The sequence below is a fragment of the Shimia sediminis genome, from assembly GCF_003990645.1.
In the GTDB taxonomy this organism is placed as follows: Bacteria; Pseudomonadota; Alphaproteobacteria; order Rhodobacterales; family Rhodobacteraceae; genus Shimia; species Shimia sediminis.
Map to the genome: position 1 here is coordinate 136,966 of NZ_RYZK01000008.1, position 13,996 is coordinate 150,961.

Below are 13,996 nucleotides of genomic sequence, written 5' to 3' on the forward strand. Positions count from 1 at the left end.
AGTCTTATTCCTCCATCACGCCTTTGCGACCCATCAGCCCGCGTGGACGGGTGAGAAGCACGATGATGGCGACAAGGTAAATGATGATCTGGTTGATGCCGGGGATCGTGGTGGTCGCCCAGGTGGTCGAGGCGAAACTTTCCAGAATGCCCAGCATGAACCCTGCCAGAACGGCGCCGGGCAGAGAGCCCATGCCGCCAACCACAACAACCACGAAGCTCAAGACAAGGAAGTCCATGCCCATATGGTAGTTGGGTGGGTTAATCGGTGCGTACATCACGCCCGCCAGTCCCGCCACTGCGGCGGCGATGGCAAACATGATGGTAAAGCGGCGGTCGATGTTGATGCCGAGAAGGCCCACGGTCTCGCGATCGGCCATGCCGGCCCGAACCACCATACCGAAAGTGGTGAATTGCAAGAAGGCAAACACGCCAAATATGACGAGAGCGGCAAAGCAGAAATAGACGATCCGCCAGACAGGATAGGCCAGCTCAAAGCCAAACCACGCACCCAGATTAGCCACACCCGAAAGCGCATCGGGGGCCGGGGTCTGGATCGGGTTTGCGCCGAAGTAGTACTTGACGATTTCCTGAAGCACGATGGCCAGGCCAAAGGTCACGAGGATCTGGTCTGCATGTTCGCGCTTGTAAAAGTGCTTGATCAGCCCGCGCTCCATGATCAGGCCAACAAGCATCATGATTGGGATCGCCAGCAGGATCGACAGCGGCACAGACCAATCGATGATCGAGGACCCCACCTCGGTGCCAAACCAACTTTCGACATAGGGTGTTTCAACCTTCAGCGGGTTGCCGAGAAAGTCTTTTTCGGTTTCGCTGATTGTCTCAAAGCTCAGGCTCAGAAAGCGTTGAAGGGTAACAGCGCAGAATGCACCGATCATGAACAGCGCGCCGTGGGCAAAGTTCACAACCCCCAGCGTGCCGAAAATGAGTGTGAGCCCAAGCGCAATCAGCGCATAGGCGGAGCCCTTGTCGAGCCCGTTCAGAATCTGAAGGAGGATCGCGTCCATATTTCCCACCTGTGACGTTTAGAGGCGCGGTCGGGGATATCTCCCTCGACATTCGCATTGCCGACCGCGCCGGGGCGCGGTCGGCTGATTGGCTATCTAAGATTTAGCCAGCGTTACATGTACCCAGCGACGCTTCGTCGCCGCCGAACATTGGGTGGTTCGGTTCGTAGGTCACTTGTGCCGCAGGGGTCACTTCGACAATTTCCAGCGTGTCGTACTGGTTGGTCGGGTTGTCTGCACCCTTCACGACCAGAACGTCCTTGAAGCACTGGTGGTCGTCTGCGCGATAGAGCGTCTTGCCGTTGCCCAGACCGTCGAATTCGAAGCCTTCCAGGGCTTCTGCAACACCACAGGGGTTGAAGGTGCCAGCGCGTTCACAGGCGTCTGCATAGAGCAGGGTCTGTGCATAGCAGGTCTGTGCCGAGTTGGATGGCGGCTTGCCGTACTTCTCACCAAACGACTTGACGAACTGCTTGGAACCTTCGTTCTGAAGCTGCCAGTTGTAGTTCATCGAGCCGAACACGCCTTTGATGTTCTCGCCCGCGCCAGCGGCCATCAGTTCAGAGTAAAGCGGAACAACGATCTTGAAGTCTTTGTTGTTCACGACTTTTTCCATCATGCCGAACTGGATCGCGTTGGTCAGCGAGTTCACCATGTTGCCGCCGTAGTGGTTCAGAACCAGCACGTCAGCACCGGAGTTCAGAACCGGCGCGATGTAGGACGAGAAGTCCGTTGATGCCAGCGGTGTCAGCACGTTGTTGACGGTCTCCCAGCCCATGGCTTCGGTCGCGGCTGCGATCGATTCCTGCTGCGACCAACCCCATGTGTAGTCAGCGGTCAGGTGATAGGCGCGACGATCCGCACCCAGTTCCTTTTCCAGGATAGGCGCCAGAGCGGCTGCGGACATGTAGGCGTTGAAGAAGTGGCGGAAGCCATTTGCCTTGCGGTCCTTACCGGTGGTGTCGTTCGAGTGGGTCAGACCGGCCATGAAGATAACGCCCGCCTCTTGGCAGAGACCCTGAACCGCGATGGCAACGCCCGAGGACGAACCGCCGTTGATCATGATGGCGCCGTCTTTTTCGATCATCGACTTGGCCGATGCGCGGGCTGCGTCCGATTTGGTCTGGGTGTCGCCGGTGACGAACTCGACCTTCTTGCCCAGGATGCCGTTCCCTTTGAGAGCCTTCGAGGTGAAGGTGTTCAGGCAGCCGCCATCGCCTTCGCCGTTCAGGTGCTCAACGGCCAGCTGTTGTGCCAGAAGCTCGTCGTTGCCTTCATCAGCGTAGGGGCCAGTCTGGGGCACGTTGAAGCCCAGAGTCACGGACGAGCCGGTGGGCTCATTGGTGTAGGCAGCAGCGGACGACGCCGTGAAAATGGTGGGCAGTGCAACGCCAGCGCCTGCAACTGCGCCGGTCTTGAGCACGCCGCGACGTGTCAGGTTGGTTTTGGACATGTAATCCTCCCGTTTGGTGTAAATGGCGTGGGCTCCTCCTCCGCGCCAAAGGCACATTTGTGCAAATTCATTATCAGGGAGGGTTGGAAAAGTTCGCAACAACTGCTTTCAAAGCAACAATTTTTTTGTAAAGTAATCCACACCTTGGTGCAGCATTGTGTAAATAAATTATTCTGCGCTGCGGAAAGCCGTTGAAAACTACGAGGAAAACCACATGTCCCGCGACACTTTGACAGGCAGTCGGATCAGAGAACGCCGCGCGATGGCTGGGATGCGGCAGTCGGATCTTGCGCGGCAGGTGGGGATATCAGCTTCTTACCTCAATCTCATAGAACACAACCGCCGCAGAATCGGCGGTAAGCTGTTGGTCGACATTGCCAATGTACTTGGCGTGGAGCCGTCGCTGTTAAGCGAAGGTGCCGAGGCTGCGCTGATTTCCACCCTGCGAGAGGCAGCGGCCGATGCCGGAAACGTACAGCCGGAACTGGACCGGATCGACGAGTTTGCAGGTCGATTTCCGGGCTGGGCCGAGTTGATTGCCGATGGCCATCGCCGTATCGGCGCGCTGGAGCGCACAGCCGCTACGCTGACTGACCGGCTGACTCACGACCCGCATCTCGCGACCTCGATGCACGAAATGCTGACCATGGTGACGGCGATCAAGTCCACGGCGGGCATCCTGGCAGACACGCGGGAGATCGAACCAGAATGGCGCAATCGTTTTCACCGCAATATCAACGAAGACAGCCAGCGTCTGGCTGAGAGTTCTCAACGCCTTGTGGAGTACCTCGATGGGGCGGGGGACGCGGACGCAGCGCTCACCTCGCCGATGGAAGAGGTCGAGGTGATGCTGGCGGCCAATGATTATCGGTTTCCTCACCTAGAAGAAGAAGCCGAAGACATCGAAGCTTTTGTAAAGGGCCAGCCGCATTTAACGACACACGCGGCGCGCAAAGCAGCATTAGGCGTTCTGAAGCAGTTGCGCTCTGATGCCCGCAAGATGCCCCGTGCCGAAGTGGCCGAGGTATTGCAGGCGCACGGATTGGACCTCCAAGCTCTGACACGTCACTTTCGGGTGTCCATGGCGGTGGTTTTCAGGCGCGTTGCGGTTCTGTCCAATGACCTTTTGGAGGATCCCGCTGGTTTGATCATGTGCGACAATTCGGGCACCCTGACACTGCGCAAACCTGTAGACGGCTTTCCGGTCCCCAGGTTTTCTGCGGCCTGTCCAAAGTGGCCGTTGTTTCAGGCCCTGGCCCGCCCCATGCATCCGATCTATCGATGTGTCACAGTGACAGGTCGCGAGGCTAAGCCGTTTCATTGTTACGCCATTGCTGAAACGGTGAGCGCGGTTGGCTTCACCGAAGACCCTCTCTATCGTGCCTTTATGCTTGTGATCCCGGCGGAAGTGGCAAGTGAAAATGCGCGTGAAGTGGGCTCAACCTGTCGGGTATGTCCAAGCGCAGACTGTGCCGGACGCCGCGAGCCATCAATCCTGGTGGACGGGATTTAGCTTGGAATCTTTTTAGAGCTGGATAAGATCGGCAAAACGCGATGTATACGCGTACGGGGAGGAAGGACATTTATGGGGAAGCGCGTTCTTCTTATAGAAGATGAGCCGAACATTATTGAGGCGATCAGTTTTATCCTGTCGCGCGATGGGTGGAATGTGTCCACGCATTCCAACGGCCATGATGCTGTTGACGTGGTTCTGGGCAACCAACCTGATCTGCTTATTCTGGATGTTATGTTGCCGGGTAAGAGTGGGTACGACATCCTGAAGGAGTTGCGCGAGAACAACGCCGCCCAATCTTTGCCTGTCCTGATGCTGACTGCGCGGGGGGCAACGAGAGACCGTGAAATGGCCGAGCGCGCAGGGGCCAGTCGTTTCATGACCAAGCCCTTTTCCAATGCCGAGGTTCTCGAGGCCGTGCGCGAGCTCGTTGCATCGTGAGTGAGAGGCGCACGCCTCTGTTCCTCGAGCGGCAAAGCTATCGCCGCCGCCGCTTGATCGACATGATCCGAATGCTGCCCGTCATTGGCGCCTTGCTATGGGCCGTCCCACTCTTGTGGCGCAGTGGCCCCGACAGTGACGTATCGACGTCAACCGCAATCATCTATCTATTCGGAGTCTGGCTGGCCATGGTGCTTTTGGGGGCGGTTATGGCTAAGTTGCTAAAACTGGCCGAGACAGAGCAGGACATAAAGGACACTTAAATGGCGACGTTGAATATCCTCGTCGCAGTCTGTCTTATCTATGTGACATTCTTGTTCACCGTTGCATTTGCTGCAGAGCGCGCGGCGCGTCGGGGACACGGGGGCTGGCTGCGGTCGCCTCTTGTCTACACGCTGTCGCTGTCGATCTATTGCACGGCCTGGACCTTTTACGGCGCGGTTGGATATGCCGCGCGCTCGGGGCTGGAGTATCTGACGATCTACATCGGCCCAACACTTGTCATGGTCGGGTGGTGGTGGATCCTGCGCAAGCTGGTGCGGATCGGGCGCAGTCAGCGCATTACGTCGATCGCCGACATGATTTCGTCGCGCTATGGCAAATCGAACCTTTTGGCCGTCGGCGTGACGATCCTCGCAGTCATTGGCACCACGCCTTATATCGCCCTGCAGTTACAGTCGGTCACGCTTAGCTTTGCAGTTTTCAGTGAAAGCCAGCCCGTTGCAGGGGGTATTACGGACCAAGACTCCACAGCGCTCTGGGTTGCCATGGGGCTGGCTCTGTTCACCATTCTTTTTGGCACCCGCAACCTGGACGTCAACGAACGCCACCACGGTGTGGTGATCGCGATTGCCGTAGAGGCGGTGGTTAAGCTGTTCGCTCTGCTGGCCGTTGGGGTCTTTGTGGTATGGGGCGTAGGTGGTGGTCTGGACGAAACTCTGCAACGGATTGATGCGTCCGAAATTGGCCGTTGGGAGATGCGCGGAGACCGTTGGGCCTCGTTGATATTCCTGTCAGCAGCAGCCTTTCTGTGCCTGCCACGGATGTTTCAGGTCATGGTGGTTGAAAGTGACCGGGAAAGCCATTTACGCACGGCGTCTTGGGCTTTTCCAGCGTACTTGATGGTGATGAGCCTTTTTGTGGTGCCGATTGCGGTGCTGGGTCTTGATCTCTTGCCGGAAGGGTCAAACCCGGACCTGTTCGTACTGACCCTGCCGCTGGCCACGGGAAATGAGAGCCTTGCGATGTTGTCCTTTCTTGGTGGGTTCTCTTCTGCGACGTCCATGGTGATTGTCGCGGCGTTGGCGCTTTCGACCATGGTCTCGAACCACATTGTCATGCCGATCTGGCTATCTGCGACCGGAGGCGGCGCGACGATTTCCGGAGATGTGCGCAACGTGGTGATCTTGTCCCGGCGCATTTCGATCGGTGGTGTGGTGGCGCTGGGCTACCTCTATTTCCAGCTTTCCGGCGGAGGCACAGCGTTGGCTTCGATCGGATTGATTTCCTTTGCCGGTGTGGCCCAGTTTCTGCCCGTCCTTCTCGGCGGGATTTTCTGGCGCGGGGCAACACGGATCGGGGCTTTTGCGGGGCTATCCGTTGGTTTTGTCGTCTGGACTTATGCGCTATTGCTGCCCAGTTTCGGCAGCGGTGCACTGATATCGGAAAGCGTGATGCTGAACGGTCCCTTTGGGCTGAGTTGGCTGCGTCCGCAAGCCTTTTTTGGCATTGATGGGATGGATCCTCTGGTCCATGCGATCCTCTGGTCCATCTCTCTAAATACCCTTGTGTTTTTTGTCGCCTCGCTGATGGGTTTTCCGTCCCCGCTCGAGCGCCTTCAGGGGGCACAATTCGTTAATGTCTTTGAGCACTCTCGCCGACCACAGGGGTGGAGCGGCAATGTTGCACAGAGTGAGGATCTGATGATCATGGCGCAACGGATCCTTGGCGCACAAGAGGCTCAGAAGCTGTTTGAATCCGAGGCTCGACGCCAAGGCGTCAGCGGCTACCTTCCCGACCCCAGTCCGGATTTTCTGCAGGTGCTTGAGCGCGAGCTATCTGGCTCGGTCGGAGCAGCGACGGCGCATGCCATGATCGGGCAAATCGTCGGTGGTGCCTCTGTTTCTGTAAGGGACTTGATGGCTGTGGCGGATGAAACTGCTCAGATGATGGAGCATTCCAGCCAGTTGGAAGCCAAGTCCGAAGAACAGGCAAGAACGGCCCGGCAATTGCGGCAGGCCAACGAGAAACTGACCCAGATTTCGGTGCAAAAGGACGCGTTTCTCAGTCAGGTCAGCCATGAGCTGCGCACGCCCATGACGTCGATCCGGGCATTTTCCGAGATTTTGCGCGACAACGAACGGCTGAGTGAAGCTGAAAAGGTGAAATACTCATCGATCATTCATGGCGAGGCAATCCGGCTGACGCGATTGCTGGATGATCTATTGGATCTGAGCGTGCTGGAGAACGGTCAGGTCAATCTGAACCTTCAACGGGGCGTATTGTCCAACGTGTTGGATCACGCTGTTTCCTCGGCCTTGACCGGCAGTATTGACACGCGACTGCACGTCTATCGGGACAGAACGCAAGAGGCGATCCCGATCAACACCGATCTGGACCGTTTGAGTCAGGTGTTTATCAACCTCATCAGTAACGCGCAAAAGTATTGCGACGCCGATGCGCCGGAACTGACGATAGTAGTCAGGCCATCTGCAAATCAGATTCAGATCGATTTTGTCGACAATGGTTCTGGGATCAGCAAGACGGACCAGGCTGTGATCTTTGAAAAATTTGCCCGTGTTGGTGAAATGAAGGCAGGCGGGGCTGGCCTGGGTTTGGCCATCTGTCGTGAGATTATGGTAAGGCTGGATGGATCCATCAACTATTTGCCAGGTCAGGGCGGGGCGGCCTTTCGTGTGCTGCTGCCTGTTTCCCTCGCAAAACCGGCCCACTAGGCGCGATTTAAATCTCTGGTAACCAGTTTGCCCTAGGCTTGACCCAACGACGGGCAGACAGGCGAAACCCAATGGCCAGCGAGAAAACAGGCTCGGTCCTCCGCAGGATGACGACAGAGGCGCGCGCGCCACGCCAGAGGCCGTCGGTCATGGCGATGATGCGACTTGCCATGGAGCAGGCCTCGGAAAGTGCGTTGTCTTTGCCGCTAGACGTGGCAGACGCACAACGGATTGAATGCACAAGGGAAGGTTTGTCAGATCACCTCCGAGATGGCGCTCTTTTTGCGGTGTTGGAGGGGCAGGTGCCGGGGTTTCTGGCCATGGATTTGCCGGTAATGGGCGGGATTGTAGAGCACCTGACCATCGGCCGCATTCTGTCAGCAAGCCAGCCTGACAGACGGCCCACGCGGGTGGATGCCGCATTGGTGGCGCCATTTGTCGATGCTGCACTGCATCGGTTTGGTCAGGCAGCGCAATCCGCCGAGCTTGCTGATTGGGGGCAGGGCGTGGGCTTTGGTGCGATGGTACCGGACGCGCGCGCATTGCTCTTGGCTTTGCCGGTACGTGGCTATCAGGTGCTTTCGTTTCAGGTGCGTCTTTGTGGGGGGCAGCGCGAAGGTATGGTGTCTCTTGGCTTTGGCGAGTTGCCGGAAGCCGAGGTTGAAGCCGTGGAAACAGACGCCCCTCTTGAGGGCCGTAAAACGGTGCGATCCGGTGTGTTGTCCTCTCCTGCAACCTTGGATGCAGTGATCGCCCGCATAGGCGTGCCACTAAAAGAGCTACAGGCGCTGAAGCTTGGCGACACGTTGCACATTCCTGCCGATGCCCTTGCCCAGACTCGTCTTGAGGCGATGGGAGGGGATCATGCGTTCCATGTACATCTGGGTCAGCTGAACGGGTTCCGGGCCGTGCGGCTGCGCTCGGCCTCAAGATCGACGCAAGTAAACTCTGACTTGGATGACCCGCTTGAAGCAGCGGCCATTGAAATGCCAGCTCAGCCTCAGGTTCAGACTGCGCTGTCGACCGGAACCGATGTTGTCACACCAGGTGAACACGATGTGCGCACCCAGATCGAAAGCGCTCCGGAGACCGGAAGCGATGATCTGGATGCACTTCTTGACGAAGCCGAGACCGGAGATCTGCTGACGCCTGTTTGACGTCAGCCTGCTGTCATCATCTCCAGGCGCGGGCGTAGCGCCGCAAGATCATAGCCCGCATCTGCCGCCGCCTGAAGAACCGTATCTGCCCCCAGATCGGCAACATGGCCAAGCGTCCAGGCAACGGTCGACCGGGTGCCCGAAGCACAATAGGCCAGCACCTTGCCATTGGCCGCTTCTAGCGTGTCGCGTTGCAACCCCATACGATCCGGCGTCATGGTGTCATGGGTCAGCGGGTTGGCCACAAATGTCAGACCTGCGGCCTCGGCAGCGGCGGCTATTGCAGCCGCTTGATGCGATGGCGGCACTTCGGCGTCGGGGCGGTTGCAGATCACATGGGTGAAACCTGCTTCGGCCAGGGCTGCAATATCCTCCGCAGAAATCTGCGGTGAGACGAAATAGCGGGGTGTGACTTGGCGTAGTTGCATGGTTGCCTCGGTTATTCTGCGGGGATTGCTTTGTCCAGCCGTGCGCGCACAGAGGGGGCGGCCCACATGCCGGCGAGCATCGCGACGAAAAAGACCCAATGTGGCCAGCCGCCGTAGCTTAACGAAGCCACAGAAGGTCCTGGGCAAAGGCCCGCGAGTCCCCAGCCTGCGCCAAACATGACCGAGCCAAGAACCAGGTTGCGCCCAATTTTCGGTTCGGACGGTTTCGGGAACTCGCCTCCAACAAGAGGCTTGCGGTTGCGTGTCAAAAGCCAGGCAATGGCCATCGGGATCATGGCGCCGCCCATCACAAACGCCAGCGTGGGATCCCAGTTGCCAAAGACATCAAGCCAACCTTGGACTTTGGTGGTGTCGGTCATACCCGAAACGAACAGGCCCGCGCCGAACAGGCCACCGGCGACAAAAGCAAAGATGAGACGCTGCATCAGATCACCCCCAGAATGTGGCGGAACAACACGACGGCGAGACCGCCCGCGCCTATGTAGAAAACGGTGGCGACGATACCGCGCAGGGAAAGTCGAGAGATCCCGCAGACCCCATGGCCCGAGGTGCACCCGTTCGCCATCCGCGTGCCGATGCCAACCAGCAGACCGGCAGCAACCAGAACTGCGATGTTCTCACTCGCATGGGTTTCAAACGGCCGATAGAGCGGTTTCAGAAAGATTGGCAGCAGAAAGACCCCAATCAAAAAGGTGATGCGCTCTGCTGCCGCGTTGCGTCCAGAGCCGTCGACCAGCCCGCCGATGATGCCGCTGGCCCCCATGATCCGGCCATTCCCCAGAAGATAAACGGCACCACCGGTGCCAATGATCAGGCCGCCGACAAGGCCCCATATCCAGTCGACTGGAATTGTCTCCAACATTGCGTTTCCTTTGTTTGTCCCGTGAGTGGTTGATCACGGCCTGACCGGTTCGCGTCACATCAGGCCGCCAATTGCGTGCTCAGATCTTATTAACCGGCACCTTGAGAAAGACATCGCCCTGGTCATCCGGTTCCGGCATCTGGCCAGCCCGCATGTTGACCTGCAACGAAGGGATGATGAGCTTGGGCATTGCCAGCGTCGCATCGCGCGTATCACGCATTTCAACAAAAGCATCCTTGTCGCGACCTTCGCCAACATGGACGTTGCGGGCCTTTTGTTCTGCGACGGTGGTTTCCCAGGCATATTCATCGCGACCCGGTGCTTTGTAATCATGGCCCACAAAAATGCGGGTCTCGTCCGGCAACGAGAGGATTTTCTGGATGGAGTTGTACAGAGTTTCTGACGACCCCCCGGGAAAGTCACAGCGCGCCGTGCCGAAATCGGGCATGAACAACGTGTCGCCAACAAAAGCCGAATCGCCGATGACATAAGTCAGGCAAGCAGGGGTGTGGCCCGGCGTGTGCAGCACGTCGGCGCGCATCTGGCCAATCATGATGCTGTCGCCTTCGGTGAACAGCTGGTCGAACTGGCTGCCGTCACGCTGGAACTCGGTTCCTTCGTTAAACACCTTGCCAAATGTGTCCTGCACGATGGTGATGTTTTTGCCGATGCCAATCTTGCCGCCGACCTGTTCCTGAATGTAGGGCGCGGCAGAGAGGTGATCGGCATGTACGTGGCTTTCCAGCAACCATTCAACGGTCAGGTTGTTGTCCTTGACGTAGGCGATCACTTCGTCTGCCGACTTGGTGTCCGTGCGGCCAGAGGAATAGTCAAAATCCAGAACGCTGTCGATAATGGCGCAGGACGATCCCGCAGGGTCTTTCACAACAAATGATATTGTGTTTGTTGCCTCGTCAAAAAAGGCGGTCACTTCGGGTGTCATCAGGAATCCTCCATTTGTTGTCGAACATATATTGTTTGCTGCATATGTTTCAAGCCCAGAAATCCTGTTGACCTAAATCAAGGCTTTTTCGGCGCTGTCATGTCAATGTTTCATTGCTAATTTAAGGAGGCCGCGATGACCGATATTGCCGCGCGAAAATCTGCTTTGCTCAAACGTCTTTCCGAACTTGATACGCGCCTGCACGCCATCGAGGCCGAGTTGGATGCGCCGCATTCGAAGGACTGGGAAGAGTTGGCTGTCGAACGTGAAGGTGACGAGGTGCTGGAGCAACTCGGCCAGAGCGGTCAAGACGAGATTGCGCGTATTCGTGCAGCACTTCAGCGCATTCGTGATGAAGAATACGGCTTTTGCGCCCGTTGTGGTGATGAGATTTCCGCAGAACGCTTGGACGTTCTGCCCGACACGCCATTGTGTCGAAACTGTGCAGCCGCCGTTGCGCAATAACACATTTTTTTGGAGGAGATTACAATGACGGTTGAGGAGCTTTTGCGCCAAGCCCTTGGCATTTCGGAAGAGATCAAGAGCACAGAGGGTGATCTTCGATACGAATTGCACCAGAAACTGCACAGAGCGCTTGAAAATATCCGTTTTCAGGGAGGGCACGTGCCTGCATATCTGCGCGATCTCGATCTTGAGCTTGTCGATGAAGAGGTCGAGGACGTTTTTGACAACATGCCTGTTTAGCGACCGATCCATATCCAATCGTAGGGCACTTCGAATATGGTTCGAGGTGCCTTTTTCTTTGCGCGCTTGCAAGGTGACGCCTCACGGCTAAAGTTGGGGCACAGACCAGATGCCAAAACGTGCAGGACAGTTCGTGCGGGGAGGGGACAGATGGCAGACAGCGTCAGCTACAAAGTCGTGGACGGTATCGCCATTTTGTCGGTGTCCAATCCACCTGGAGACGCCCTGTCTGTGTCCATGCGTCGTGGATTGATTGATGGGTTGGATCGGGCCTTGGCAGACAGCGATGTGGCGGCGGTTCTGGTGATGGGTGAGGGGCGCAGCTTTCCGGTTGGAACTGACATCTCTGAACTCGGTCAGACACCGCAAGAGCCTACGATCTCCAATGTTTGCGATCGTTTCGAAGCCTTCCGGAAACCGGTGATCGCGGTGCTGCACGGAATGGTGTTGGGAGGCGGGTTTGAAATCGCGCTTGGGGCGCATTACCGAGTGGCAACCGTTGACGCGTGTTTTGGTCTGCCTGAGGTGTCTCTTGGTATCCTGCCGGGGGCCGGAGGCACGCAACGGGTCCCGCGATTGGCCGGCGCAGAGCTGGCCCTGGAATTGATGCTATCGGGCAAACCGATGCAAGCCAGCGATCCAAGGGCCGCGGTCTTTTTTGACGCGCTAATCGAAGGTGACCTGAGAGAAGGTGCCATAGCCATTGCGCAAGAGCTGGTGGATCAAGGTGCCGGACCACGTCCGACCCGCGCTGTTGAGAGCGGGTTTGAGGATCCCATGGACTATCAGCGCAGCATTTCCGTAGCGCGGTCCAAGCTTGCCAGGACACGCGAAGCTGCGCCCCGTGAAATCGTGAACTGTGTTGAGGCCGCCGCGCTATTACCCTTCGACCAGGGGGTGACGTTTGAGAGGGCCGCTTTTGAAACTTTGGTGTCATCGGATCAATCGATGGCTTTGCGTCACGCTTTTGTTGCTGAAAACCGCGCCGCGACGTTTCCCCAATCGAAAGGCGCGCGCCTGCGCGAGGTGACCCAGGTCGGGATTGTAGGTGGCGGCACAATGGGGCGGGGCATTGCGATGTCTTGTCTCGCCGCAGGGCTGGAGGTCATCTTGGTTGAACGCGACATGACCGCACTTGAAACCGCGATGAACCGCGTAGACTTGACGCTGGACCGCGCTGTCAAACGCGCTCAACTAACTGCATCAGATCGGGATCGTCAGCGAGTTGCCTTGACAGGAGCAAGCGACCTTGTGGCCTTGTCTAACGTCGACTTTGTGATCGAGGCCGCCCCGGAAGATATGGACGTCAAGCTGGCCGTGTTTTCCCAGCTCGATGGTGTGGTCAAAGACGGCGCGATCCTTGCCACAAGCACCTCGTATCTTGATGTGAACCAAATGGCCCGCGCCACCGGGGCGCCGGGCGATGTTCTTGGCTTGCATTTTTTTCCGCCAGCAACATCCCCACGCGTGGTCGAGGTGATTGTCGGGGAAGAAACCAGTCCGGACACCACCGCCACCAGCTTGGCATTGATAAAACGACTGGGAAGGTTCCCCGTTCAATCACGTATGTCGGACGGATACATCGGCAACCGCGTCCAGAGCGCCTGTTACCTTGCGGCAGATTTGATGCTGGAGGCGGGCGCAACACCCTATTTGATCGACGAGGCCATGGAAAACTGGGGTATGGCCCGTGGGCCCTACTGAGTTCAGGATTTGAACGGCCTCAATCAACCTTGGCTGAGGCGTGCGCAACTGGCTAACGACCGCGATCCGCATGAACGACGAGTCGCGATTGGTGATCGACTCTGCGATGGGGGTCGGTTTGGTCAGAAAGCCGGGCGCGGCTACTACCTCTATACGGATGGGAACCCCAAAGGGGTGCAAGACCCCGAGGTGATCGCATTGATCCGCGCAGAACGTGAGCGCAAGGGCATTACCGCGCGAGGCTTCAAGCCCGAGGAAATCCAGCGCCGCTGCCTGGCTGCCATGGCAAACGAGGGCGCGCGGCTTTTGCGCGAAGGCGTTGCCATACGGCCCTCGGATATCGACACGGTGATGATCCATGGGTTTGGATTTCCACGGTGGCGAGGAGGCCCGATGATGGCAGCCGATCTGGCAGGGTTGCTAACGATCCAACGCGATCTGCACCTGTTTGAACAGGAAGAACCGGAGTTTTGGGCGCCCGATGCCATTTTTGCCGAACTGATCAAGACCGGTCGTGGGTTTGAAAGCCTGAATGGCTGAGATTTAGGCCAGGAAAATCCCCAGAATGACCATCATCAGTCCGATCACGGACAAAAACAGCGACCCCATGTTGAGCGGTACAACCTTTTGGACAGCCGCGCGCAGATCGTCGTCAGTCAAACCCGCTTTGCGTGCCTTGGCCACCTTGATGATCGACAGGATGAGCCCCGCAAGCCCAATCAGCGAAACCAATGCGCCGCTCCAGATCAACCACTCCATGTGCCACTCCTATTTTTGGTTGGATCACC

The 13,996-nt window shown here is 57.5% G+C and carries 16 protein-coding genes; 9 read left to right on the top strand and 7 right to left on the bottom strand.

The features are described from left to right. Positions 1–4: 4 nt before the first annotated feature. A complete protein-coding gene (locus EK369_RS16225; protein ID WP_127115312.1) occupies positions 5–1,027 on the bottom strand; it encodes a branched-chain amino acid ABC transporter permease in 1,023 nt (340 codons plus the stop codon). 103 nt (positions 1,028–1,130) lie between these two features. Next, positions 1,131–2,480 (bottom strand): substrate-binding protein, encoded by a 1,350-nt coding sequence (locus EK369_RS16230; protein WP_127115313.1) that lies wholly within the window; start codon positions 2,478–2,480, stop codon positions 1,131–1,133. A gap of 214 nt (positions 2,481–2,694) precedes the next feature. Between EK369_RS16230 and EK369_RS16235 the strand changes: the two genes are divergently transcribed. The 5 genes from EK369_RS16235 to EK369_RS16255 all read left to right on the top strand — a co-directional run bounded on the left by EK369_RS16235 (position 2,695) and on the right by EK369_RS16255 (position 8,545). Next, positions 2,695–3,993, top strand: coding sequence for a helix-turn-helix domain-containing protein (locus EK369_RS16235; RefSeq protein ID WP_127115314.1), 1,299 nt, complete (start codon positions 2,695–2,697; stop codon positions 3,991–3,993). 72 nt (positions 3,994–4,065) lie between these two features. Beyond that, the gene (locus tag EK369_RS16240; RefSeq protein ID WP_127115315.1) at positions 4,066–4,434 is read left to right on the top strand and encodes a response regulator transcription factor; all 369 of its coding nucleotides are present in this window, start codon (positions 4,066–4,068) and stop codon (positions 4,432–4,434) included. Continuing rightward, positions 4,431–4,697: a hypothetical protein gene (locus EK369_RS16245; RefSeq protein WP_164727022.1), complete on the top strand. Its 267-nt coding sequence runs from the start codon at positions 4,431–4,433 to the stop codon at positions 4,695–4,697. The genes EK369_RS16240 and EK369_RS16245 overlap by 4 nt, the downstream gene beginning before the upstream one ends. Next, entirely contained in the window at positions 4,698–7,388 is a 2,691-nt protein-coding gene (locus EK369_RS16250; protein ID WP_127115317.1) for an ATP-binding protein, read from the top strand. It abuts the gene before it with no gap. A 71-nt stretch (positions 7,389–7,459) separates the two neighbouring features. Beyond that, positions 7,460–8,545 carry a FliM/FliN family flagellar motor C-terminal domain-containing protein gene (locus EK369_RS16255; RefSeq protein WP_127115318.1) on the top strand — a complete coding sequence of 362 codons (1,086 nt, stop codon included), beginning with the start codon at positions 7,460–7,462 and terminating at the stop codon, positions 8,543–8,545. Between the two features lie 2 nt (positions 8,546–8,547). Here the strand turns inward: EK369_RS16255 and EK369_RS16260 are convergent, their stop codons facing one another. The 4 genes from EK369_RS16260 to EK369_RS16275 form a co-directional block, all read right to left on the bottom strand. Continuing rightward, positions 8,548–8,973, bottom strand: a complete 426-nt coding sequence (locus tag EK369_RS16260; protein ID WP_127115319.1) for a protein tyrosine phosphatase family protein — start codon at positions 8,971–8,973, stop codon at positions 8,548–8,550. Positions 8,974–8,984: 11 nt separating this feature from the next. Next, positions 8,985–9,419: a DUF6691 family protein gene (locus EK369_RS16265; protein ID WP_127115320.1), complete on the bottom strand. Its 435-nt coding sequence runs from the start codon at positions 9,417–9,419 to the stop codon at positions 8,985–8,987. Next, the gene (locus EK369_RS16270; protein ID WP_127115352.1) at positions 9,419–9,844 is read right to left on the bottom strand and encodes a YeeE/YedE family protein; all 426 of its coding nucleotides are present in this window, start codon (positions 9,842–9,844) and stop codon (positions 9,419–9,421) included. Before EK369_RS16270 ends, EK369_RS16265 begins: the two co-directional genes overlap by 1 nt. Before the next feature lie 91 nt (positions 9,845–9,935). Beyond that, positions 9,936–10,799, bottom strand: coding sequence for an MBL fold metallo-hydrolase (locus EK369_RS16275; protein WP_127115321.1), 864 nt, complete (start codon positions 10,797–10,799; stop codon positions 9,936–9,938). 135 nt (positions 10,800–10,934) lie between these two features. Between EK369_RS16275 and EK369_RS16280 the strand changes: the two genes are divergently transcribed. The 4 genes from EK369_RS16280 to EK369_RS16295 all read left to right on the top strand — a co-directional run bounded on the left by EK369_RS16280 (position 10,935) and on the right by EK369_RS16295 (position 13,748). Beyond that, the gene (locus EK369_RS16280) at positions 10,935–11,264 is read left to right on the top strand and encodes a TraR/DksA family transcriptional regulator (RefSeq protein WP_127115322.1); all 330 of its coding nucleotides are present in this window, start codon (positions 10,935–10,937) and stop codon (positions 11,262–11,264) included. 24 nt (positions 11,265–11,288) lie between these two features. Next, the gene (locus EK369_RS16285) at positions 11,289–11,504 is read left to right on the top strand and encodes a hypothetical protein (protein WP_127115323.1); all 216 of its coding nucleotides are present in this window, start codon (positions 11,289–11,291) and stop codon (positions 11,502–11,504) included. A 150-nt stretch (positions 11,505–11,654) separates the two neighbouring features. Beyond that, positions 11,655–13,208, top strand: coding sequence for a 3-hydroxyacyl-CoA dehydrogenase NAD-binding domain-containing protein (locus EK369_RS16290; RefSeq protein WP_164727023.1), 1,554 nt, complete (start codon positions 11,655–11,657; stop codon positions 13,206–13,208). 9 nt (positions 13,209–13,217) lie between these two features. Next, the gene (locus EK369_RS16295; RefSeq protein ID WP_127115325.1) at positions 13,218–13,748 is read left to right on the top strand and encodes a 3-hydroxyacyl-CoA dehydrogenase family protein; all 531 of its coding nucleotides are present in this window, start codon (positions 13,218–13,220) and stop codon (positions 13,746–13,748) included. 3 nt (positions 13,749–13,751) lie between these two features. On the opposite strand, the gene EK369_RS16300 is transcribed toward EK369_RS16295, so the two are convergent. After that, on the bottom strand, positions 13,752–13,967 hold the full coding sequence (locus tag EK369_RS16300) for a hypothetical protein (RefSeq protein ID WP_127115326.1): 216 nt from the start codon (positions 13,965–13,967) through the stop codon (positions 13,752–13,754). Positions 13,968–13,996 lie beyond the last annotated feature (29 nt).

Coding starts and splice junctions, on each gene's coding strand:
- EK369_RS16225 (WP_127115312.1), bottom strand. CDS start 1,027: ATGGACGCGATCCTCCTTCAGATTCTGAACGGGCTCGACAAGGGCTCC.
- EK369_RS16230 (WP_127115313.1), bottom strand. CDS start 2,480: ATGTCCAAAACCAACCTGACACGTCGCGGCGTGCTCAAGACCGGCGCA.
- EK369_RS16235 (WP_127115314.1), top strand. CDS start 2,695: ATGTCCCGCGACACTTTGACAGGCAGTCGGATCAGAGAACGCCGCGCG.
- EK369_RS16240 (WP_127115315.1), top strand. CDS start 4,066: ATGGGGAAGCGCGTTCTTCTTATAGAAGATGAGCCGAACATTATTGAG.
- EK369_RS16250 (WP_127115317.1), top strand. CDS start 4,698: ATGGCGACGTTGAATATCCTCGTCGCAGTCTGTCTTATCTATGTGACA.
- EK369_RS16255 (WP_127115318.1), top strand. CDS start 7,460: ATGGCCAGCGAGAAAACAGGCTCGGTCCTCCGCAGGATGACGACAGAG.
- EK369_RS16260 (WP_127115319.1), bottom strand. CDS start 8,973: ATGCAACTACGCCAAGTCACACCCCGCTATTTCGTCTCACCGCAGATT.
- EK369_RS16265 (WP_127115320.1), bottom strand. CDS start 9,419: ATGCAGCGTCTCATCTTTGCTTTTGTCGCCGGTGGCCTGTTCGGCGCG.
- EK369_RS16275 (WP_127115321.1), bottom strand. CDS start 10,799: ATGACACCCGAAGTGACCGCCTTTTTTGACGAGGCAACAAACACAATA.
- EK369_RS16280 (WP_127115322.1), top strand. CDS start 10,935: ATGACCGATATTGCCGCGCGAAAATCTGCTTTGCTCAAACGTCTTTCC.
- EK369_RS16285 (WP_127115323.1), top strand. CDS start 11,289: ATGACGGTTGAGGAGCTTTTGCGCCAAGCCCTTGGCATTTCGGAAGAG.
- EK369_RS16290 (WP_164727023.1), top strand. CDS start 11,655: ATGGCAGACAGCGTCAGCTACAAAGTCGTGGACGGTATCGCCATTTTG.
- EK369_RS16300 (WP_127115326.1), bottom strand. CDS start 13,967: ATGGAGTGGTTGATCTGGAGCGGCGCATTGGTTTCGCTGATTGGGCTT.